Origin of the sequence: Pseudobutyrivibrio ruminis AD2017, assembly GCF_000424305.1 — a bacterium.
GTDB lineage: Bacteria > Bacillota > Clostridia > Lachnospirales > Lachnospiraceae > Pseudobutyrivibrio > Pseudobutyrivibrio ruminis_B.
Genome location: NZ_AUJQ01000007.1, coordinates 110,686 through 133,614, shown reverse-complemented (window position 1 = coordinate 133,614; position 22,929 = coordinate 110,686). Strand labels below are relative to the sequence as shown.

The window sequence follows — 22,929 nt, the reverse complement described above, 5'->3', positions numbered from 1 at the left end:
TACCTCTATATCTGTACAAGCATTACATCTTCAACATATTGATTTTGCTTGATAGCATCCTTTAATTCCTCAGGCAACGCGCCATCAGTTTCTACGATAGTGTAAGCCCTCTCGTGCTTACCCTCTCTGAACAATCTCATGAAAGCGATGTTGATATTTCTGTCGCTTAATGTGCTTGCTATGTGGGTGATTACGCCTGGCATATCCTTTTGAACAACGATTGCTGCGCTGTACTCTCCAGTGAAATCTACTGGCACATTATCAATTCTGACGATTCGACATTTGCCGCCTCCGATGGATTCGCCACGAACATCAAGAGTTTTGCCATCACCTGTGACGATATGGATATCCACCGTGTTAGGATGAACATCTGTCTCTGTCTCGTTAGTAGAAAAATCGAACTCTACGCCTCTTTCTTCAGCTATTTTAAAGGATTCCCTAATTCTTTTATCATCTGTCTTAAAACCAAGGATTCCACCCAGCAACGCTTTGTCCGTACCGTGGCCATGATAGGTCTCAGCGAAGGAACCGTATAAGGTAAAATCAACATGCTTTATATCCCCACCTGCCATCTTCCACGCTAAATAAGCAATGGAACTAGCTCCAGCTGTGTGGGAGCTGGATGGACCTATCATATTTGGTCCTAAAACATCAAAAACACTAATAGAACTCATAATGCCTCCAGATATATTTTTACACTATTTTCATACTAACAAAAAACACCAGCGCATTCAAACGCTGGTGTAATATTCGGGGAGTGCGACCAAAGTTTCCTCTGGTCGCTGAGTTATGAAAAATTTGGTATTAGCTTTCCGCTAGTACGGTAAGTAATATAACGCCTTTATGTGAAGACTGAGTGAAGATTGAAAAATTTTTTCACAAAATAGACAAACTTACTCACTTATTTTTGTTTGTGGTCTACAAATATTCCTTCAAATACTGTCCTGTATAGCTCTTCTTTACCTTTACAATCTCCTCCGGGGTACCCTTCGCAATTACGGTACCGCCTCTATCTCCTCCGTCTGGGCCCATGTCGATGATGTAATCTGCACACTTGATTACATCAAGATTATGCTCGATAACAACTACCGTATTTCCAGAATCAGATAGCTTACGCATGATTTCTACAAGCTTGTTAACATCATCAAAATGAAGACCTGTTGTTGGCTCGTCTAAGATGTAGATAGTCTTGCCTGTAGCACGGCGCGAAAGCTCGGTAGCAAGCTTGATACGCTGGGCCTCACCACCTGATAATGTGGTAGATGGCTGACCAAGCTTGATATAGCCAAGTCCTACATCATACAAGCTCTGAATCTTGTTAAGAATGCTAGGTACATTCTTGAAGAACTCTACCGCCTCCTCAACTGTCATATCAAGGATATCGTAAATTGTCTTTCCTTTATAATGAACCTCAAGAGTCTCACGGTTGTATCGCTTACCACCGCAGACCTCGCATGGTACATAAACGTCTGGCAGGAAGTGCATCTCTATTTTGATGATACCATCGCCTGAGCATGCCTCACATCGGCCGCCCTTTACATTGAAGGAGAATCGTCCCTTGCTGTAGCCACGCTCCTTAGCCTCAGTTGTTCCTGCAAACAGGTCACGAATCAGGTCGAATACACCTGTGTATGTGGCAGGGTTGGAACGTGGTGTACGTCCGATTGGAGACTGGTCGATATCGATGACCTTATCTAGCGCCTCTGTTCCAATAATATCATCATGCTTTCCTGAAACCTTACGGGCACGGTTCAATCGCTTCGCCAAATCCTTGTAAAGGATTTCGTTTACAAGAGAGCTCTTTCCTGAGCCGGAAACACCTGTTACAACTGTCATGATACCAAGTGGGATGTCCACATCGATATTCTTAAGGTTGTGCTCTCTGGCTCCCTTTATAGTAAGCCAACCGGTTGGCTGTCTACGCTCCTTTGGAACTGGGATGCAAAGCTTGCCGCTAAGGTATTGGCCTGTGATGGAATCTGGACATGCCATGATTTCCTCCGGAGTTCCTGCGGCGATAACTTGTCCACCGTCCTTGCCTGCGCGAGGACCGATATCCACAAGATAATCCGCAGCCTTCATAGTATCCGCATCATGCTCTACTACGATAAGGGTGTTGCCAAGGTCTCGCAATCCCTTAAGGGATGCTAATAGCTTGTCGTTATCCTTCTGGTGCAAGCCGATTGATGGCTCGTCCAAGATATAGGCTACACCAACCAGGCCTGAACCTATCTGTGTTGCAAGGCGGATACGCTGAGCCTCACCACCTGAAAGTGTGGCTGTGGCACGGCTAAGTGTAAGGTAATCCAAACCTACATCCACCATGAATTTAAGTCTTGCCTTAATCTCCTTTAAAACAACAGCACCTATCTTTTTCTGTTGCTCTGTAAGATGCAGATTATCTATCATGTTATAAAGCTCATGTACTGGGTACTGAGTCATTTCGAAGATGTTCTTGCCATCTAATGTAACTGCCAGTGATTCCTTCTTCAAACGCTGACCGTGGCAGCATGGGCAATCACTGTAGAACATGAACTCTTCGTATTCTTTTTTAGCTGATTCAGAAAATGTTTCCTTATATCTGCGGTTAACATTTTCAATTAATCCCTCGAAAACTGTAGGGTAAACGCCACGGCCCCTTTGGCCCTGGTAATGCACATCTACCGAACGGTCAAAGCCATGGATAAACATGTATCTTATGTTTTCAGGAAGCTCCTTGTATGGAGTGTCCAGTGAAAAATCGTATTCCTTTGCAAGTGCCTCCAAAAGTGCGTGTGCAAAGCTGGTGCTCTTGTTTGAAGACTGCCAGCCCATTACCTGAACAGCTCCCTGATTAAAGGAAAGGCTCTTGTCTGGAATCATCAAATCCTCGTCAAATTCCATTTTGTAGCCCAAACCAAAGCACTCTGGGCAGGCACCAAATGGGTTATTGAAGGAGAAGCTTCGTGGCTCTACCTCATCGATGCTGATTCCGCAATCAGGACATGAAAAGCCCTCGGAAAATCTGATCGGCTCCCCATCGATAACATCTACAATCATCAGGCCATCAGCCAGCTTAAGCACAGCTTCAATGGAATCTGTGAGACGCTTTTCAATGCCTTCCTTTACAACCAATCGGTCTACTACTATTTCTATGTTATGCTTGATGTTCTTATCAAGCTTTATTTCTTCGGAAAGGTCGTACACATTGCCATCTACGTTGACACGTACATAGCCGGATTTCTTAGCTTTTTCAAAGAGCTTTTCGTGTGTACCCTTGCGGCCTCTAACGACAGGAGCCAACAGCTGAATCTTGGTACGCTCTGGCAATGCCATAATGGCATCCACCATCTGGTCTACTGTCTGCTTGCTGATTGGCTTGCCACAGTTTGGGCAGTGTGGCACACCGCATCTAGCGTACAAAAGACGCATGTAATCGTATATCTCTGTAACTGTACCAACTGTAGAACGTGGGTTGTGGTTGGTGCTCTTCTGGTCGATTGAAATGGCTGGTGGCATACCTTCCATGTGCTCTACATTTGGCTTTTCCATCTGGCCTAGGAACTGGCGAGCGTAGCTGGAAAGAGATTCCATGTAGCGTCTTTGGCCTTCAGCAAAAATTGTGTCAAAGGCTAAGGATGATTTTCCCGAACCTGACAATCCTGTAAGCACAACGAACTCATCACGTGGGATGTCTAAGCTGACGTTTTTAAGGTTGTGTTCGTTAGCGCCTTTGATTTTTATATATTTTCTTTCTTTCATTTTATAAGTCCCTCAACATATTTTTCAGTTCAACCATCTTGTCGCGGTATTCGGCGGCGGCTTCGAAGTTCAGCTCGGCGGCAGCCTTTTGCATCTTCTTCTGAATGTCTGCAATCAGCTTCTCAAGCTCCTTCTTATCCATTTCCTCAGGGTCCTTCTTGAACTGCATCTCCTTGTGGGCAATATCCTTGGAAATAGATATAAGCTCGCGGACGGATTTTTGTATAGTCTTAGGAGTGATGCCGTGTTCCTTATTGTAGGCCTTCTGAATCTCGCGACGACGCTCTGTCTCGGAGATGGCCTTTTCCATGGATTCCGTGATGGTATCAGCATACATGATAACATGGCCTTCGGAATTTCGGGCTGCTCGTCCGATTGTCTGAATCAGCGAGCGCTCACTTCTAAGGAAGCCTTCCTTATCTGCATCAAGGATAGCAACCAGCGTAATCTCTGGGATATCCAAGCCCTCTCGAAGCAGGTTGATACCAACTAATACATCAAACACATCCAGGCGCAAATCTCTGATGATTTCTGCGCGCTCCATGGTATCAATGTCTGAATGCATGTATTTAACTCTGACGCCAAGCTCTGCCAGATAATCTGTAAGGTCCTCCGCCATTCGCTTGGTAAGAGTGGTTATCATTACCTTATTTTTCTTTTCAACTTCCTTTTGGATTTCGTTGAAGAGGTCATCAATCTGCCCCTCAACTGGCCTTACCTCCACCTCAGGATCAAGCAAGCCTGTTGGGCGGATAACCTGCTCTGTTCTAAGAAGCTCGTGCTCCTCTTCATAGTCACCAGGTGTTGCACTTACAAACATAATCTGGTCAATCTTTGATTCGAACTCTCCAAAATTAAGCGGTCTGTTATCAAGCGCTGATGGCAATCTGAAGCCGTATTCAACCAAAGTCTTCTTACGTGCTTGGTCACCTGCAAACATTCCCCTTACCTGAGGAAGAGTGATGTGACTTTCGTCCACAATAATAAGGAAATCATCATCGAAATAATCTATCAGGCACTTAGGTGGCTCTCCTGGCTGCTGATTGGTCATGTGCCTACTGTAGTTTTCAATGCCGGAGCAAAAGCCTGTTTCACGAAGCATTTCTATATCAAAATTAGTACGCTCTGCTATACGCTGAGCCTCTATAAGCTTGTCCTCTGACTTGAAGAACTTCACCCTTTCATCCAGCTCTGCCTCGATGCTGGCGCAGGCCGCGTTAATCTTATCCTGCGGAATAACGTAGTGACTGGCTGGGAAAATGGCTACATGCTCAAGCTCACGCTTCACCTGCCCCGTCATAATATCCGTCTCGCAAATGCGGTCTATCTCATCTCCGAAGAATTCGATACGGATGCCGTAGTCGCTAGTGTTGGCTGGGATAACCTCCAGCGTATCGCCTCGCACTCTGAAGGTACCGCGGTCAAAATCCATGTCGTTTCGCTGGTACTGGATGTTGATAAGCTCATGGATAACATCATCTCTGTCCTTGAAATCTCCTGGGCGAAGGCTAACCATCATGTTCTGGAAATCATCTGGCTCACCAATACCGTAAATACAGGAAACTGAAGAAACGATGATAACGTCACGGCGTTCTGACAAAGAAGCTGTGGCTGAAAGGCGTAGCTTATCTATTTCATCATTAATAGAAGAATCCTTCGCGATGTATGTATCCGTACTAGGCACATAGGCCTCTGGCTGATAATAATCGTAGTAAGACACGAAATATTCCACAGCGTTCTCTGGGAAGAATTCTTTAAATTCGCTGTATAGCTGGCCCGCCAAGGTCTTGTTGTGTGCAATGATAAGGGTAGGCTTGTTCAGCTGCTCAATGACATTAGCCATGGTGAAGGTCTTACCAGAACCTGTAACACCAAGAAGTGTCTGCATCTGGTTACCTTCCTTGAACCCCCTTACCAAATCTGCGATAGCCTGTGGCTGGTCACCTGTTGGTTTATATTCTGAATGTAATTTGAAATCCATAACTGGCCCTCGAAATCTACATTATTGTTGATTGTTAATTGTTCTTTCTGATTGGCGGCGCAATTTTAATTGTGCACAATCGTATGTATTTTATTATATCATAGCTATGGGATATGTCAAACATTTGTTTGTGTTTTGTTTTTATGAGGCTGTCGTTATTTTGTAGTTGACATATTGTTGATGGCATGTTATATATAACATTGTGTTATTCACAGGACACACCGCTGTAATTTCATACAGCATCATGCAATTTCATCATTGCTTTAGCAGCAAGCACATGATGACATATAACTTCAGCAAAAGTTATAGTTTGCATCCATTGCCTTTATCAGGCAATTAATACCCACCATTAATATGAATATTGACGCGTACTGGGTCTTTTTGCGCTTTTTTATGAATTTAGACGCAACCCCTGGCTAGTTTTTGCTTGCAAAGTTAAGTTTTTTTCGGAATTCTAAATCTCCACTTAAAAATTGATTTTGCTGTTAAGTTTCTATGAGAAAAAAATATTTTCACTTAATTATCGTTAAATCATTTTAGCTATTTTTAAGTTTAATATGCATTTCTAAATATTCACTTAACATTGCAAAGGATGTTGTTAAGTTTCTCCCCAAAACTAATTTTTCCACTTAACAATCTACCTTTTTATTCTAATTTATTTAAGTTTATTTTTATAAAATCTATTTAAACTTAACAGCAAAATCAGTTTTTAAGTGAATTTATATTTTTCCTAATTTCACACTTAACTGGCCCCCAAAAAGCTCCTGGCCACGCCATAAACACCATTTTTAAGGAGGAAACATGTTAACAACACCAACAATAGACATCAATAAGCTGGTTCAATCTATCTACCAACTAATGGATATCGCAGATAAAGAGCTACATTCATCACCAAAGGGTTTTATCCGCTTGGAGAGCAGCAAAGGATATCCTAGATTTTATTACTACAAAAACCGCTCTGATACCAAAGGTAAATACATGTCCGCTGACAATATAGGATTTATCACAGCCATCTGTCAGAGGGATTATCTAATGAAAGTTTCAAAGCGAATGCACGAATTGATTTGTAAGGTTAAAAAGGGAATTCATGTGGATTTATATGTAGAGCTGGATAACATCTACTATTCCTTTAATCCAGGAAGAAGGTCGCTGATTACGCCGATTATTCCGGACATCGAAACCTTTGTGAAAGACTGGTATAACGATAATCCCAGCTGCCAGAACACTTACCTCATAGATAAGGGCGTCTACACTAAAAACGGGGAGCTGGTTCGTTCCAAATCAGAAAAGATTATCGCAGACAGACTTTTAGATTTCGAAATACCTTATGTGTATGAACCTAAGATTGTTTTAAGCGACAATCTTAAATATCCTGATTTCATTACGCTGAACAAGCGAACCAGAACCACTATTATCTGGGAGCATTTTGGACTATCTGATGACCAAAACTACAGTGTCAACAACATGCTGAAGCTATCTTTATATGAACAATCCGATTACCATCTAGGTAAGAATCTTATTGCTTCCTTCGAGACTAGCGATGACCCGTTGGATTCTTTTATTGTGGACAAAAAAATAGAGGCATTCCTATTATAGGATGCCTCTACGATAAAGCTATTTAATAATGTAAATCCTCGTCCTCTTTGGCGATGTCTTCGGCAGACATGTACTTGCGGAAGACCTTCTCAAGGATTGGATGAAGTGCGCAGGCGAATATGCCTGGTGCAAATACGATTAATATCATGAATCTGTACATCAAAAGCACTAGTACGATAACAACTGCAATAATTGCTATGCTCCAGCCGATGTTAGCAATCATGATGATTGCGGAAATCTTGAAGGATTCCTTGAAGCTGTTGGCGAATCTGGCGATGTATGCGAAATGATAAATTGACCAAACGATAGTGAAAATCAGTAATACTAGGAAAAATACTGATGCTGCAGCCATTGGGCTGTTGGCCTGGATGAAATTTCTAGTGACGTAAATGTCTGCTGAAAGAACTCCAAATAATACCATGAAAATCAACCATGACAATGTTGACTGCTTGAAGTTATCCTTGAATGAACGGAAGAACTCTGTGGTGTAGCCACGTCCTCTGAACACAGATTTGTGGATTGCGTAGTACAAAGCTGTTGAGCTAGCGCCGATTGTAAAAATTGGTAAAGAGCATACTATAAAGTAAAAACCGATTAGCATGACATCAGTTACCTTTGTTATTCCGTCAAAAATCTTACTGTTAAAAAATCTTCCCAAAACTATTCTCCTTCTATCTCATATAAGAGCTTATAAAAATTATCCATGTATTCTTCGCTGCCGCTTAAATCAGCAATTACAAGATAATTAATGTTATCCGCTAAGCCAAAATATTCATGGATTTTACTATCAGAAATATCTACCGCAACATATCCTGAATAGGTTTTGCCATCGTCCCCAACAACGGATGCTTCGTATAATCTGTCATCGCCCCACTGGGATAACAGGTAATCCGGCACTGTTTCCTTAAGGTCTCTGATAGCGCCCATGTTGACTAAATAATCAACGCCGGCCTGGTCCGTAAATGCGAAGTCCAGCTGACCTGACATAACATAGATATCAAGACGATTGCCGTATCCTCCCATGTTGGCACTTTCGTCTGTGTAAAGATCCGCTGTTATGTTAACTCCGTCGTGCTTTGCCATCTTAAGAGTGTCGTGGAGAGTATCATTTAGCTCTTCGTTAAACTGGCTTGAGTTAATTACCATACCGTATATACGATATTCTACATAGGTCATGGCGTGATGCACACCCCAGGTGATGGCTCCTAGTATTAGTAGAATTACAAGGATGTGTAACTTGTAGTAAGCCCATATGTATTCGAGCTTTTCGTCGAAGCTCATTTGACTGAGCTTTGCCTTTTCCCCCGCCCAAGTTTTCTTAACTGCTTCTTGTTCTGTATCTGTATATGCCATAATTCCTCACTCGCCAGTTACGGAAACAAGCATTTATTTACTACGTTCAACCCATGTTTCACTTTAGTAAATAAATAGCTTGTTACCTACTGGCTACTTCCAATTTACGTCTAAACCATATCCTAGCGTAAAAAAATGGCTACCGCAATACACGGTAGCCATTTTTAAGAAACTTTTTAGATATCAAGAAGCTTTGCGTAAGCTGCAAGAGCATCTGATGTATCGCCAGCAAGTACCTTCTTTGCAAGTACCTTTCCAAGCTGAACACCTTCCTGATCGAATGAGTTAAGATTCCATACGAAGCCCTGGAACATAACCTTGTTCTCGAAGTGAGCAAGAAGTGCACCAAGTGTCTCTGGTGTAAGCTGCTCGCCAACGATGATTGAAGAAGGTCTGTTACCTTCGAAGTATTTATTTCTGTTGTCATCATCCTTACCGCAAGCGAAAGCCATGATCTGAGCTGCAACGTTAGCCTTAAGCTTCTGCTGTGATGTGCTTCCCTCGATAACAACGTCTGTTGCCATCTGGCTCTTCTTGAAGCCTACGAACTGAAGTGGAATGATGTTTGTTCCCTGATGTAATAACTGGTAGAAGCTGTGCTGACCGTTTGTACCAGGCTCACCAAAGATAACTGGGCCTGTAACGTAATCAACTTTTTCGCCAAATCTGTTAACGCTCTTACCGTTTGACTCCATGTCGAGCTGCTGTAAGTGAGCAGGGAAACGGCTAAGTGCCTGTGAGTATGGAAGAACTGCTGTAGACTCGTAACCGAGTACGTTTCTTTCATAAACACCAATAAGTGCATCAAGAAGTGCTGGGTTCTTGCGAATATCAGCGTTCTTTGCAAGAGCATCTTCTGCTGCTGCACCATTTAAGAATCTAGCAAATACATCTGGACCAAATGCAAGTGAAAGTACTGCGCCACCTACTGAAGATGTAGATGAGTAACGGCCACCGATGTAATCATCCATGAAGAATGCATCTAAGTAATCAGCAGACTTAGCAAGTGGTGATGTCTCAGATGTAACAGCGATCATGTGCTTAGAAGCGTCAAGACCAGCCTTTGCAAGGGCATCCTTAACAAATGACTCGTTTGTAAGAGTCTCAAGTGTTGTACCTGACTTAGATACAAGGATGAAGATTGAGTGAGCAACATCAACGCCAGCAAGTACAGCTGCTGCATCGTCAGGGTCTACATTTGAAATGAAGTGAGCCTCCATCTTGAATGTGCCTGTAACCTTTGCCCAGTTCTCAAGTGCAAGATACATAGCGCGAGGGCCAAGGTCAGAACCACCGATACCAATCTGAACTACTGATGTGAACTTCTCACCCTTTTCGTTAACGATTTCACCTGCGTGAACCTTGTTAGCGAAATCAGCGATACGCTCCTGCTGCTTTACGTAAAATTCTCTCTTGTTAACACCATCAGCTATAACATCATCGCCAAGCTGACCACGTGTGAGCTGATGAAGAACTAATCTCTTTTCACCTGTATTGATAACCTCTCCGTTGTAAAGGGCTGCATACTTGTCAACAAGCTGTGCCTCATCAGCGAGCTTTGCAAGTGCATCAAGAACAGTGTCATCCACCTGCTTTGAAGCAAAGTTGTAAACCATTCCGTTAGACATTGGAACTGAATACTCAGCTACACGCTTAGCACCGTTTGCTCCTGCCATTGCAGACTTTAATTCTACTTGATTCTTAAGCCCCTGGAGAGTCTTGTAAGACTCGAGCTTATCAAAATTCTTCCATTCTATCATTTTGATCACTCCTTTATATGTTATGCGTTTAACTTAATCGATTTCAGAGAAAATTTTATAATAAAAGAGTCTTGATTTCAAGAAATAGGGCTGCTTTTTCACATTATTTTTCCATTGTCCAATTCCTTTTAAGATTTGTTTTCCTTTCTTCTTAAAGCAGCTATTACAGTATCCACACTTGCTTCATTCACTACACCTTTATACTTATTATCTATGTCCTGAAGATCTTCTAAGGTTTTATTCTCATCTTCTTTTATCTTTGAATATTCATCACTAAGTTCACTTTCATTCATTGATGAATATTTTTTTACTCTTTCTATAACCTCACTCTTAATATTCTTTGTAGAATCATAAAGCTCTATTATTGCATTTTCAATAGTTCTATAGGCTATAGGGTTATTATTCTGCATTGCAAATAACAAAATTCCCACAATATCAGACAAATCATTTCTATATTGCCTTGCCGATATCATTTTCATAGCAATTAGGTATTCATCTTTAACAGTTCTTATTTCCAGCGAATTATGATTAAACGAAAACATATGTGAAGATACCTGCCTTAGCTTGCTAGAATAAGAAATCGTGCGTTTAAAATCTGTATTCATCCAATCATTAGGTAGATTATATTTATCTGCAACATAATGAATAATATTTTTTATGTCTGCCCCGCCGCCACTTATCATTATGTCAAAATCCTGGGTAGATTTTCTAAAGCCATAATTAAGCATTATACTTCCACCACCTACGATAATTATCTCAGCAGGAGCTTCACCATTTTGCCTTTTATATTCGTTAGCAAAAGCTTTTAATATCCCATACGCATTTTCATTAGTGATTAAGGTTTTGTCTGAATTATACTGCATCTGTCAACTCTCCTTCGTAGATATTATGATTTTTAAATTCCATAATATACTTGGGATTACTAGCTTCAACTAAATCTCCTACATAAAAAGGTTCCTTAAGTTTCTTATTTCGCAAATTGGCATAATCCTCACAAAGGGCTATTTCATTTATTCTGCAGACATAGTCAACCAAGCTCAAAAGATACAAAGCCTTTACAATATCATCATTCTGATAATAGTAATCAATACGTTTTCGCTGTAAAACATCTGCCGCAACTTCTAGAAGGCCACTATTTTTTATTTCATGATGAAGATTATTCCTAAAAGTTTGAAAGTCCTCTTTCTCATAAACTAAATCATCTATAGATATCTTCAAAAATAAAGAAAGTTTCTTTAAAGTCTTGTATTTGCACTCATATAAATCAACCTTCTCATTAACTATATCTGAAAGTGTTGTATAAGGAATTGTTGTGATTTCAGACATTGTTTTAAGGGATATGTCATTTTCTTTTAAATATCTTTTAATATTCATAATGCAACCTCCTCCATTAATTATATCGGTTAACCGTTATAATAACAAGAGACTAGTTATTCTCAGGCAGTGATTTTCCAGCTCGTCCGATATATGCCCAAATTTCCTTGGTCTTTGTGAAGGTGAATGGAAGCTGATGTAAAGCCTGCATCATTACAATTCTGCAAATTTAGTTGCGCCAAAATCCTCAAACTTCACCCAATAGTTATCCAGATGGTTGTTACCATTGTTTTTCCTGATGTATAAGTCAAAATCCATCTTATCCATGCCAAGCGCCCTTAGATGCTCACGATAAAACATACAGCCTTCCCTTATGGTGCGGCGCTGAAAAAATCTAACAAAGCTACCATACGAAACACCAAGCATCGCAAGCTCATATGGATATAACTGATGGCCACTTAAATCATCTGCCTTTATAAGTTCTCTATCCTTTATTTCAAAATCTAAAAGGGGGTATCTAGAAAGTAAAGTATGCCCTTTAGATTGTTAATTAATCTAACTTCTGCCATAACGAGCGCATCCTCCTTTCGTATTCCGAAGCAAATGGCGTGTTTAAACAATCCCATTCCATTATCTCTGCCTATACCAAGCTAAATATTTATCTAACTGACACCAATTTTCTGCTCTTCCGAGAGCACACCATAGACTTTTATCTCCATTCATAAGAATATGATTATTATCTATACACGCATTACCGGTTAATATGCTAAAAGTTTCTAGCAATATTATCAGTTCTTGAGCATTACTTTTCTTATATTCTTTTGAAAAAAGATGACCTTCTGGTAAATCTCCATTCCATGCTGCTATATAGAGCGAATACATATCCATTATATTTATGCTCTCTCTTGTATCTATAACATTAAAATAATTGCTTATCAATTTGGATTGTACAGCATTATGACTCGTCCAATCATAAAACTCTCTACTAATGCCAATTTTCCCACGATAGCCTACAAAAGGAAGTGGGGTGCAAAACATATCATCATTCTTGCAAACATATTGCTCAAGCAATAGAAAATCCTCACGATTAACCCACAAACAGATTTGGTCATCTCGCTTTACTTTTGAAACTTTTGCATAAAACATTGTATGGCAACAATTTAATAAATATGTAACGATATCTGTAAATACCACCCCTAGCTGTTCAATTCTAACTACTGTCAAATATGCCTTAACCAATGAAATATCAGCACAATCCTCAGGGCATTCTTTATATTGTGCTTCAAATCGCGCCCAATAACTATCATCCACATTGATTTTGCAGTACCTGATGTTTGTAATAGAATCTGCGATTTCTTTTAGCCTGACCAACATTTCTGTTGAATCGAACTGCAACCTTTCTTCACGTTTCAAATTCTGAATTTTATCATAGATTATCGACCAGTCATAAGTAGATTTATTGCTATCATATAGCGTTCTGAGATAACTGTTTAATTTGTCAACTTTGTCATCATCAATTTCTAATTCAGGTAGCCCTCTAACACCTGCAAAATCTGATGGTACCTGCTCAAATCCTTTAAATGAAGCCGCGTACTCAATTTTCTCTTTTTCTTCGAACTCCTTTTTTGCTTTTTCTATCCTTTCTTTTTCAGCCTTTATCCATATTCTTTTTTCCGATATTATTTGGCTAAGAGCCTCGTCAAAACATACTTCCGGATTTGGCTCTGTTATTTTCAAATCAATACATCTAAAGTATTCATCACAACATTCAACTAAGCTAATCTTATTGGGAAATTCACCTCTCCAACTAACAATATCTGGATTGATTGGTTCTAAATATATATTGTTATCGTTACAATATTTAAATAAGACCTCTACACCATTCACTGCCTTGTTACTGATATATTTATATGTATAATCAACATCCACATTAGGAGGTGCAAATGATGTGGTATATATTCCACCAGTAAGTTCGTAGTGATCAATATCCAAGAATTCCTCAAAAAATGTATTAACTTGATTATAAAAGCCATACTTGACTGAACACATAACTGGATTAGCGATATCATCTACAAATATCATTGGTCTATCTTCTTTTTTTCCTATCCTAAAATCCAGTAATCCTATTAGATCAAATAAACTACTTTTTAATAAAAATTCCCCTGGATTTCCTTCAACAATATCTAGACAATTCTCTAATTCACAAATATTAGTTAACTCATTTATCTTTGGAATTATTATCTCGATATACAAGCTAGCCATTTTCCGAGCCAGGTAACGGATAAAATCATCATAGCTTGTGACCATACAGTCAGAGAAATCAAGAAAAAGTATTGGATGTTCCTTTGAATAATAATTCATTATGGCCCTTAACCAACTCGTTTTCCCTGATTTTCTAGGGCCACAGAGATTCTTGTTCGTAAAATATATACAATCTAAATATCTTTCGTCAAAATAATCTTGCAACATAAAACCTCCATGTAACATCGATAGCCACTCATTGCGTGGTTTATGATATTACATGGAGGTACAAAATGCAAGTCTTTATCTATACAAATCTTCTATTTCTGTCATATCTATATACTCAGCATCCTTGTCTTTAAATAACACATTTCTGCCAAGAACATAATATACAAGAAATCTGAGTACATACTCTGGCATCTTTCTGTTACCTGCTTCCCACTCTTCTAGGGTTCTTAGCGGTATACCTACTAACTTAGAAAATTCTGTTCTATTTAATCCTAGTTTAGCTCTGAGTTTTTTCAGAGTTTCAACTTGTTTTTCTGTGGTATCTAGCATTTTAATTCCTTCCTTATTGCAACATCTTAAAATCAATCTAGATAGATTTATGGTTGACACATGATAATTCATCACTGTTTTAGTGTAATTTTAGATTAAATTAAATAAAAAATCACTTTATTTTAGAAAAACATTGATTTTTCCAGCTCGTCCGATATGTATTCCCCAATATCCCTGATAAATCTAAGCACTGTAGGCTTCATGGCCTCAGGGAAAGATGTAAGCACTGGGGCTGTTTCAAAGCTGAGCACTCCCTCAAAGCCTATGTCCTTCAGTGCCTGGATAAAGGCTGGCCAGTTGGTAGAGCTAGTGTTCTCCCTAGTCTTTGTAAAGGTGAATGGGAGCTGATGTAGGTCTGCAATTCCATCGTTATCATGAAGATGTAGAACCTTTAAGCGTGGACCAAGTGTTCTGAGGAAATCATAGAAATCCAACTTTACGATGTTGGCATGGCCGATATCAAAGCAGAAGCCAAGGACCTCTGAACCGTATTTCTCATTGAACTCATCGATACGGGCAGCGGCTTTTCTGGCGTCACAGCATGGCCCCTCCACTAGATGGGTAGATTTGCCGTCGTTGACACTGTTGTATAGATTTTCGATGCAGATTGTGATGTGATTTTCTGCTGCAAAGCCTGCTATAGAATCAATAAACTCCGCAGTCTTTTCCCATTCCGCCTCTTCGCTGCCTAGCTTCTGAATCAGCTTTACGCCGTGTATAACGATGTTTGGGCACTCTAGAAATTTACAGATTTCCATGCTCTTTGGTGCAACCTGCTCCCAAAGATATTTGTTCATGCCCACATCGCCGTCCGGCACAAGGATTGGGTATGGCATGTGCATCTGGTTGATGCAGATGCCAGCCTGCTTTGCAGCCTCTTTGTGGGGCGTGAAAAATTCCTTAAGCTCCTCCACAGATTTGTCGAAGAAGGGATTGATATCACCGGCGTAAATATTTTTGTTATATAGATAGGCGTTTAGGCTGAAATCGCAACAGGTAAAACCTGCATCCCGTAGCATCATAAAGCCCTCTAGTGGATTGTCATCCCTCACTACATTTTTTGTCTGTACTCCAATGTCAAACATAGGCACTCCTTACAATATCTCGTCGTTAAATCTCTCTATTGGATTAGGTATGTTCATAGCTTTAAGCTGGGCAGTGATTTCATCATAAAAGGTGTTACAGATGAAGATTGCAGTGTCAGCTGGTAATTCCTTCAAAGCTTCTGGCGATTTAATCTGAAGTCCAAAAGCTTCACTTCCCCATATTCCACTATTATTGTCGCAGGTAAATGCAGGTGGATAATTCTCTCCGAATTTTTCCATATAAATTCGGCACATATTTCCTGCACCAAATAACACTCTACTATCGTATTTACGAATTGTCCTCTCAAGGTTGATTTGCCAATCTATATAATCCGTTAATGTCTTTGTGTAATTCACATAGGCAGGCTTAAGCGGGCTTGGTACTTTCCAATATATTCTATCTCTGTCAATCATCACGCCGCCGTCAAATTCGCATTTACGAAGTGACAATATCAAATACTTCAGATTATCTTGCTCGCTCATGTCCACTATATCAATCAAGGCAGCCCACTGGTCAATTAACTCAGATAATCGCTGTCCCAAATCATTCACGACTTCTGTATTAAGAACCATTCCAAAATGCTCACCGCCAGCCTTTTCATTTAGTGAATCAATAAATTCCACAAATTGGTATTTATCTGAAAGAATGCCTCTATAAATGTTGCCATTATAAAGAGTTGGCTGGTTTGGAATTAAAATCTTAACATCCGATTTAAGAGCATACGGAATCAATGAGTCATAAAATAGCTTTGCCTCTTCATCAGTCATTGGATTTTTAACATCCACGAAGTAAGGATTCACTATAATAGCTTTGCACCCCAATGCCTTAGCCACATCAAATGACTGGAAAAACAATTCCTCAAGCCTTGCTCTTGGATAAAGCTTTAGCTCATATGCAAATGATGGTGCCTTTGCCACCTCCACAGTTATGCCATCGGCCTTGCATTGATTAACAAATCCTTCGCAAAGATAACGTATATCCTCTTCACCTTCAAGGACTTCCTCGGTCTTAAAAGCGTCGAAATCCAGCATGAAGTTGTTAAACCCAGCCTGCCTGCGTTCCTTATATGAGTTTGATATTTTTTCTGTAAAACATGTGCCTGTAGAAATCGTTCTCATTATTTTTCCTCTTCCTGTGATGAATCTCTAAGCTGGCCTTTTAGCATGGTGGAGCTGATTTCTTCTGTGTATGGGAAGAATACCAGGTCGCTGCCCTGCTGATGCAACCACTCCTTCACTGCCAGCCAATTTGGGTCATCCGCATAATCACTGCCGGAAAACTGGGCATCAAATCTGTAGGTGCGATAAGCATATTCCGTGCTGGCGTTGTCGGCAGGAATCGTCACCGCCTCATCCACATATCTGCAGCCTTGCACTATGGCGTAGCGCTGTTCAAAAGGAATCACGGGCCTGGTCTTTTTGTTATGCATAATCTGCTGATCCGTAACCACTCCAACAATCAGATAATCACACTGCTCCTTGGCACGGCGCAGCAGATTTAGATGACCAATGTGGAACATATCAAACACCCCTGCCACATAGCCGATGTGGTATTTTTTCGCTGCCTTTCCCTCGGTGGCCTCTGCCACATGCTTAAGCGGCCTTGGATAATCCAGCCTTGGGTCAAATACGGCGATATTAGGAATGGCCATATCTTTAAGCTGGGCAAGCACATCATCATAAAACTTAATGCAAATGAAAACCTTGTAGCCTTCAGTTTCATTTACCAAAGTCTCTGGCGAGCAGATTGGAATGCCCTCTACATCAGTGCCCCATTTGCTCCTATTGTTGTCGATGCAGGCGGCGATTTTGTATTCGTTTCTAAATTTTTCTATAAACTTTTTCGCATAATCACCAGAGCCGAAAAGATAGATTTTCTTGCCCTCTACATCCTTGAAAATATCAGTGAATAACTTTTCATACTGGTCCTGTGTATAGTCCATCCTAAAACGATTGTTAACGATAGTATTGTAATCCGCTCTGACCTTTCTATTGTAGGCAACCAGCTCCTGGTCATTTATGAAATCGATAAGATTTTTGCTAACCTGCAGCCTGAATATTTCAGCGTTGGTTTTTAGATTAAAATAATCCAGCACCTCATCCATTGGAAGTAGCCGATAGCCCTCTGTCCAGTATGCATATACCACCTCTATCAGCCTTAGGAATATGGCGTTTGCTGGAATCTGTGGCACATAGAATTCCTGGTCGAAAAATACCGGGCCATCATCTGTCATGAAGCAGTTGATTGGCGCCAAATCCAGGTAGCCTCGCTCCAGGATGATGCCTATGGCTGCCTTGTCCTCAGCTGTGCCGTTTGCTAAATCCCGCCATTTGTATAGCTCTGGATCGTCTAACTTTCGCTTCTCCCAATATGGATCAAACTTGGTCCAGTCTACCTCGTCGTAGGATAGGTGGCGTGATGAGTTTTCAAATATATTTTTAAACTTTGACAGCTCGGCTAAGAAGGCTTCACGACCTGCATTTATAAGAATGTCACGTAGGTATTCTGTTAGAATCTGTCCCTTTATAAATGAGGTTTCGTAACCTGATTCTGTAAGCTGGCCTTCCACAACATGTACTCCATGAGCTCTAAGATATTTGGCATTATCATCGATTTTTTGAAGAGCAGTAGCTCCCGCTGGATACATATTTTTCTTTATTACTTTATTCGTATATACGATAGTTGCCATGGCAGATTGTGGAATGCGGCCTGTCTGTACAGTGATTTCATGGATATCGTCTAAATTATTTGTTTGTTCTGTTTTGCCCCCTGCCTGTGATTTGCTGCAAATATACAAATATCCATCTGCCATCTGATGTAGCAAATCATTTTTCATAAAATCATCATACAGATTGTTTTTATTAAGATATAGGGTCTCAGGAGAATTGTACATTCCCTGGATTCTTGCGTCGAATCGCTCGTTCGGCTTTTCGCCGTATCGCACCATAATCTGAGGCCTGAAAAGACTTGGGAATACGCTAAATACCTGAGGTGCTGTCATCCCCACTGCTGCAACCATCTCGTCAATCTCCACCTTAGAATAGCTATGGCCGCCAATTTCCTTCATTCTCTTTTCACTTACCTGCGCATAGTTATCAATGCCATCTAACACATGACCTGTTGTTACATCCTTATCCCCAAGGAACTGCCCCAGGTTGAAGCGGTTAAAAGTGGCTAGGAAAAGCGTACCATCATCCTTCAGATTGGCCGCCGCAGCAGCCATCAGCTTGCTTGGCTCTACAGTACTTTCCAAGCCTGCTGCAATCACCACATAATCATATCCACCACTAACCTGTGATAGACGTGGGATATCCACAACATCCGCCTTTATTCCCACATCCTCAAATACAGAAAAAAGCACCTCAAAGGCAGGGAAGTTCCCTGTGATTAGAAGTGCTTTTCCATTCTTTTTAAAGTTATACCAGCTGATTAGGCCACGGGCCAAATCGCGCACAGAATCTGTTGTGTTCATACTCGCTCCCGCCTATACCATATTAATCATAAACTCTTTTATAATTCAAAATCCCCATAATCTATTATATATTCAGCAAAAAATGGCAATGCCAACGATACTGCTCTTGTCTTACTCTTGATAATTCCTTTTTTTAACAAACGGGAACGATATACTGAATAATTAGTTGGCTTATCTAATTTTTCTATTATATCTTCCCTAGTATTTTCATCTTTATCAATAAGACATTTGCAAAAGATTCGATCACCTTCAGACATCTCTTCCCAAATCTTTTCATAAGAATATGCAAACAATTCTTCTTTTAAATCTGAAATAATCCTGTCTAATTTCTCTAGCTTACTATTCTTAAAATATAGAACTCCCAGTTCTTGAAAGGCATATGGATATCCTTTTGTTAATCTTACAAGTTCTTTGGCAGTATCTAAGTCTATTTTTAATTCACGCCTATAGGTTTCTACCATCTTAACGGCATTTAATGGTTCTGTTTTTATAGTTGTTGCACGTCTGAAGAAGGTAAGATTTTTCACGTTGTATAATTGTTCTATGTTTTCATAGAGACCTGTGCAAACCAAATAAATGCTATAGCCTGCACGTAACCATTTGGAGAATTCCAGTGCAAATACTAGCATCTCATCAGTTTTAGAAACCTCATCTATTCCAATAAGAATTTTCTTCCCTTTTTGCGTAGCAGATTCTAGAGCTTTTTCTATTTTTATTCCAATATCAGAATACTGTTCATCTGCCTTAGTAATATTTATTCCAACTGGAATAGATGGTACAGATACACTTGCACTGGCTTTCAACGCCTTAACCTGCATAAGCTTCTCTTCTATCATATAAGTAGCCAGCTGGCTTAACATATCTCTTCCTGGAGATATTCTAAACACGTACCATCCTTCTTTTTTTCTAAAATCTTTTTTAAACTCTTCCTCAACCTTTGCAAGAAGTACTGTTTTACCAGATCCTCTAACCCCTGTAATTTTATATACAGACTCAGAGGGTCTTTCATATGAAAAATTATCTATAATTTCACGTTCTTGTTCAGTAGAAATATATGTTTCAGGTATCTTTGAAAACGTGGTTGTAAATGGGTTCTGCATACATCCTCCCTTTAGCGATACTCAATACAATATCTATTTTATAATTATAGATTTCTTTTATTACGGTTTATAATTGCCACCATTTGTTCACTTTCTTTTATAATGGTTTATAATTTTGTTTTTATTTTATAAAAGCCTTTCGAGGATGTCAATGATTCTCATAGGCTATACCTCACCTCGTCACTTAAAAATAAAACATTTTCTATTCCCAGTCTCTGCATATTTTGAAGCATTTCATACTGTTTTTCCTCTTTTACAGTGATAATAAAAATAGTATTTTCACCACTACCTTTAAACTCATCAATTTGTTTAACCGGTATACCATCTTTTTCATCTTGATTATCGGATTTTGATGTTACTGCAAATGTGAGTTGCGATTTTTGAACTCCCCTATTCAGCAATTCATCTTTAATCTTGCTTCCTACAACGCCAGCTCCATATAAAACTATATTCTCATATGGGATAGCTTTTGATAGTATCGCATCTTTATACACGCTTGCATTCATAGTTCCTTGCCACAGTCTGCTATCAAAAATCTTTTTCCCTGTTTTTTTGTAAAATGCATCTTTATCAACTATTATTTCTTTTGCAGTGGCTACCGATTCATCATCCCATATATCTGCAGCAAAATCTCCTCGCGATTCGTATATACGAAGACGACTGGCAAGTTCGTTTAGCATGACAAATTGGTAGGCCGGTACTGCCCATTGATAATTTTCATATAAAATCCTAAATGCCAATCTTGACAGAATTGGTTCTAACGCTTTCCTATCTTTTCTTTGACCTATAAACTCCTCTATGTAATTAATCTCAGAGCACAATTTATCTAGTTTATTATCCATCTTCATAGAAGCATTAGGATTTGAAACACGATAATGATAATATGCTCTATCGATTAAATATATTTTCTTAGCATTTGTCATTACTTTAAATGCAAAAGATACATCTTGAAAAGATGCACCTGGGGTTTCATGGAAGGTTATATTGTTATCACTCAAGAAATCTCTTCTATACAGCGCACTCCAAAGAGACTGCCCAACCAAAAATATCCCCTGTTCTTTTAACGGATTAAACACCATATCAACAGGAAGATTCCTTAAATTATTGCTTTTCTTGTTGTCCAAAGAATCATCGAAACTAGAATATTTATAGTCAGACTTCACAACATCTGCCTGTGTCTTTTCTATTACAGATAAAAGGTCATGCATCATGCCAGCATCAATGTAATCATCACTTTCAACAATACCAATATATTCACCCTGCGCTGCTGCAAGTCCCATATTTAATGAGTTTCCATACCCTGTGTTTTCTTTATCTATCAGCTTAAATCTAGAATCTCTGCTAACATATGATTCAATAATAGATTTACAATTATCAGTAGAACCATCATTAATACAGATTATCTCCATATCAGACACCGTCTGCGCCAGCAGAGAATCCAAGCACTCCGGTAAATATTTTGATACATTGTATATTGGCACTAAAATTGATAGTTTCATACACTCCCCTTACTAACCTACCATATTAATCATAGTATCTTATTCTATTTGGTTTTCTCCAATAAATCTTATCCCTTGGAATACCCATATTTATCAAATCTTCAATCGATGATTCATACTGGCTTTCCCCAACTGCTACAATCACTGCATCATAATTCAACGATTTAATAATTTCTGGTTCCATTATTTCTGGAACAGCGGGATATCTTATTTGCTCATAGTTTTTATCCACCCATGCCACTAATTTGAATTCATCAACACTTATTATTTCCCTATAGTAATCTTTTCCGATATTTCCTGCTCCATATAAAACAACTCTTTTTCCTTCAAAATCTCCCCAGTAAGGAAATTCATAAGTTGGCCTATTTTTTACACAGGAAAACTGCATGTAATGAGGTGCAAGCTTTAATCTATAATTAATGTATTCCTCTATTTGTATTTTGATTTCACTTTCATATTCATTATCATGAGCTTGTTTTAAAATGCTATTATATAGCCGCTCAAGACTATCCAAATAATGATTCATTTTCTGATGTGTAATCGAATCAGCTCTATGGCAATAATTATAGAAAGCCCCATGTGTTATGCTGATAGATTTGCTATTTAATAAATACGTAAATACGAATTGCCCATCTTCACAAAACTGCATTTTTTCATCTAGTTTACTGAAAATGCTCAATGCCAACTCTTTCTTATACAGCTTACATACCATATAAGTAAGAATCCCTCTATAATAATCCTCTGGTCTACCATAATTGAATATCATATGTTTATAAACATCCTTGAGAGACTCATCCTTATAGATCTTTTCCTTGAAATTATCTGTTTCAATATGTTTAGATTCATCTATGTTTACCCAAATACAGCCACTGGTACACACATCGCATTCACCAATATTATTTACTAGATTCAGTACATAATCCTTTTCAACATAATCATCAGAATCTACAAAAACTACATATTCACCATTTGCTTTTTCTACTCCATACCTTCTAGCTGAAAAAGCCCCTTGATTTGTTTTATGATAGACAACAACATTTCTATTATCAGACGCATATTCATCGCATATAACCCCAGACCTATCACTAGACTCATCATCCACAAGCACTATTTCCGTGCTTGAATATGATTGATTTAATAGGCTATCAATACATCTATTTATGTATTTTTCGGTATTGAAAACTGGTACAACTATGCTTACTAATTTTGTCATTGTGTCACCTATTTA

Annotated in this window: 18 protein-coding genes; 1 reads left to right on the top strand and 17 read right to left on the bottom strand. The window is 39.3% G+C overall.

Annotated features, from left to right (window positions below; translation table 11 throughout):
- Positions 1 to 5: 5 nt before the first annotated feature.
- The 3 genes from sdaAB to uvrB form a co-directional block, all read right to left on the bottom strand.
- Positions 6 to 674 (bottom strand): L-serine ammonia-lyase, iron-sulfur-dependent subunit beta, encoded by a 669-nt coding sequence (gene sdaAB, locus G611_RS0106270; RefSeq protein ID WP_028242894.1) that lies wholly within the window; start codon positions 672 to 674, stop codon positions 6 to 8.
- Between the two features lie 244 nt (positions 675 to 918).
- On the bottom strand, positions 919 to 3,741 hold the full coding sequence (uvrA, locus tag G611_RS0106265) for an excinuclease ABC subunit UvrA (RefSeq protein WP_028242893.1): 2,823 nt from the start codon (positions 3,739 to 3,741) through the stop codon (positions 919 to 921).
- Between the two features lies 1 nt (position 3,742).
- The gene (uvrB, locus tag G611_RS0106260; protein WP_028242892.1) at positions 3,743 to 5,722 is read right to left on the bottom strand and encodes an excinuclease ABC subunit UvrB; all 1,980 of its coding nucleotides are present in this window, start codon (positions 5,720 to 5,722) and stop codon (positions 3,743 to 3,745) included.
- 801 nt (positions 5,723 to 6,523) lie between these two features.
- Here uvrB and G611_RS15280 point away from each other — a divergent pair.
- Positions 6,524 to 7,318: a hypothetical protein gene (locus G611_RS15280; RefSeq protein ID WP_028242891.1), complete on the top strand. Its 795-nt coding sequence runs from the start codon at positions 6,524 to 6,526 to the stop codon at positions 7,316 to 7,318.
- Between the two features lie 22 nt (positions 7,319 to 7,340).
- Here G611_RS15280 and G611_RS0106250 read toward each other — a convergent pair whose 3' ends face one another.
- The 14 genes from G611_RS0106250 to G611_RS15270 all read right to left on the bottom strand — a co-directional run bounded on the left by G611_RS0106250 (position 7,341) and on the right by G611_RS15270 (position 22,914).
- A complete protein-coding gene (locus G611_RS0106250) occupies positions 7,341 to 7,976 on the bottom strand; it encodes a YesL family protein (RefSeq protein WP_028242890.1) in 636 nt (211 codons plus the stop codon).
- A gap of 2 nt (positions 7,977 to 7,978) precedes the next feature.
- Positions 7,979 to 8,671 carry a hypothetical protein gene (locus tag G611_RS0106245; RefSeq protein ID WP_028242889.1) on the bottom strand — a complete coding sequence of 231 codons (693 nt, stop codon included), beginning with the start codon at positions 8,669 to 8,671 and terminating at the stop codon, positions 7,979 to 7,981.
- Positions 8,672 to 8,847: 176 nt separating this feature from the next.
- A complete protein-coding gene (locus tag G611_RS0106240; RefSeq protein WP_028242888.1) occupies positions 8,848 to 10,431 on the bottom strand; it encodes a glucose-6-phosphate isomerase in 1,584 nt (527 codons plus the stop codon).
- A gap of 128 nt (positions 10,432 to 10,559) precedes the next feature.
- Complete coding sequence (locus G611_RS0106235; RefSeq protein ID WP_028242887.1) at positions 10,560 to 11,294, bottom strand: DUF6036 family nucleotidyltransferase; 735 nt, start codon at positions 11,292 to 11,294, stop codon at positions 10,560 to 10,562.
- Complete coding sequence (locus G611_RS0106230; RefSeq protein WP_028242886.1) at positions 11,284 to 11,805, bottom strand: helix-turn-helix domain-containing protein; 522 nt, start codon at positions 11,803 to 11,805, stop codon at positions 11,284 to 11,286. Before G611_RS0106230 ends, G611_RS0106235 begins: the two co-directional genes overlap by 11 nt.
- 153 nt (positions 11,806 to 11,958) lie before the next feature.
- A complete protein-coding gene (locus G611_RS15725) occupies positions 11,959 to 12,171 on the bottom strand; it encodes a hypothetical protein (RefSeq protein ID WP_028242885.1) in 213 nt (70 codons plus the stop codon).
- Between the two features lie 204 nt (positions 12,172 to 12,375).
- Complete coding sequence (locus G611_RS0106215; protein WP_028242884.1) at positions 12,376 to 14,214, bottom strand: hypothetical protein; 1,839 nt, start codon at positions 14,212 to 14,214, stop codon at positions 12,376 to 12,378.
- 75 nt (positions 14,215 to 14,289) lie between these two features.
- Positions 14,290 to 14,544, bottom strand: a complete 255-nt coding sequence (locus G611_RS14120) for a helix-turn-helix domain-containing protein (RefSeq protein ID WP_036948399.1) — start codon at positions 14,542 to 14,544, stop codon at positions 14,290 to 14,292.
- A 122-nt stretch (positions 14,545 to 14,666) separates the two neighbouring features.
- Entirely contained in the window at positions 14,667 to 15,629 is a 963-nt protein-coding gene (locus G611_RS0106205) for a sugar phosphate isomerase/epimerase family protein (protein WP_028242883.1), read from the bottom strand.
- Positions 15,630 to 15,638: 9 nt separating this feature from the next.
- The gene (locus G611_RS0106200) at positions 15,639 to 16,748 is read right to left on the bottom strand and encodes a hypothetical protein (RefSeq protein WP_028242882.1); all 1,110 of its coding nucleotides are present in this window, start codon (positions 16,746 to 16,748) and stop codon (positions 15,639 to 15,641) included.
- A complete protein-coding gene (locus G611_RS15970) occupies positions 16,748 to 19,102 on the bottom strand; it encodes an adenylyltransferase/cytidyltransferase family protein (protein WP_242824262.1) in 2,355 nt (784 codons plus the stop codon). The genes G611_RS0106200 and G611_RS15970 overlap by 1 nt, the downstream gene beginning before the upstream one ends.
- Positions 19,103 to 19,140: 38 nt before the next feature.
- Complete coding sequence (locus G611_RS0106190) at positions 19,141 to 20,202, bottom strand: ATP-binding protein (protein WP_028242880.1); 1,062 nt, start codon at positions 20,200 to 20,202, stop codon at positions 19,141 to 19,143.
- Positions 20,203 to 20,360: 158 nt separating this feature from the next.
- Entirely contained in the window at positions 20,361 to 21,701 is a 1,341-nt protein-coding gene (locus tag G611_RS15275) for a glycosyltransferase (protein WP_051195125.1), read from the bottom strand.
- 25 nt (positions 21,702 to 21,726) lie between these two features.
- Positions 21,727 to 22,914 (bottom strand): glycosyltransferase, encoded by a 1,188-nt coding sequence (locus G611_RS15270; RefSeq protein ID WP_051195123.1) that lies wholly within the window; start codon positions 22,912 to 22,914, stop codon positions 21,727 to 21,729.
- Positions 22,915 to 22,929: the final 15 nt, after the last annotated feature.

Coding starts and splice junctions, on each gene's coding strand:
- G611_RS0106235 (WP_028242887.1), bottom strand. CDS start 11,294: ATGCAGTATAATTCAGACAAAACCTTAATCACTAATGAAAATGCGTAT.
- uvrB (WP_028242892.1), bottom strand. CDS start 5,722: ATGGATTTCAAATTACATTCAGAATATAAACCAACAGGTGACCAGCCA.
- G611_RS0106190 (WP_028242880.1), bottom strand. CDS start 20,202: ATGCAGAACCCATTTACAACCACGTTTTCAAAGATACCTGAAACATAT.
- G611_RS0106245 (WP_028242889.1), bottom strand. CDS start 8,671: ATGGCATATACAGATACAGAACAAGAAGCAGTTAAGAAAACTTGGGCG.
- G611_RS0106200 (WP_028242882.1), bottom strand. CDS start 16,748: ATGAGAACGATTTCTACAGGCACATGTTTTACAGAAAAAATATCAAAC.
- sdaAB (WP_028242894.1), bottom strand. CDS start 674: ATGAGTTCTATTAGTGTTTTTGATGTTTTAGGACCAAATATGATAGGT.
- G611_RS0106230 (WP_028242886.1), bottom strand. CDS start 11,805: ATGAATATTAAAAGATATTTAAAAGAAAATGACATATCCCTTAAAACA.
- G611_RS15280 (WP_028242891.1), top strand. CDS start 6,524: ATGTTAACAACACCAACAATAGACATCAATAAGCTGGTTCAATCTATC.
- G611_RS0106240 (WP_028242888.1), bottom strand. CDS start 10,431: ATGATAGAATGGAAGAATTTTGATAAGCTCGAGTCTTACAAGACTCTC.
- G611_RS15970 (WP_242824262.1), bottom strand. CDS start 19,102: ATGAACACAACAGATTCTGTGCGCGATTTGGCCCGTGGCCTAATCAGC.
- G611_RS14120 (WP_036948399.1), bottom strand. CDS start 14,544: ATGCTAGATACCACAGAAAAACAAGTTGAAACTCTGAAAAAACTCAGA.
- G611_RS15725 (WP_028242885.1), bottom strand. CDS start 12,171: ATGCTTGGTGTTTCGTATGGTAGCTTTGTTAGATTTTTTCAGCGCCGC.
- G611_RS0106205 (WP_028242883.1), bottom strand. CDS start 15,629: ATGTTTGACATTGGAGTACAGACAAAAAATGTAGTGAGGGATGACAAT.
- G611_RS15270 (WP_051195123.1), bottom strand. CDS start 22,914: ATGACAAAATTAGTAAGCATAGTTGTACCAGTTTTCAATACCGAAAAA.
- G611_RS15275 (WP_051195125.1), bottom strand. CDS start 21,701: ATGAAACTATCAATTTTAGTGCCAATATACAATGTATCAAAATATTTA.
- G611_RS0106215 (WP_028242884.1), bottom strand. CDS start 14,214: ATGTTGCAAGATTATTTTGACGAAAGATATTTAGATTGTATATATTTT.
- uvrA (WP_028242893.1), bottom strand. CDS start 3,741: ATGAAAGAAAGAAAATATATAAAAATCAAAGGCGCTAACGAACACAAC.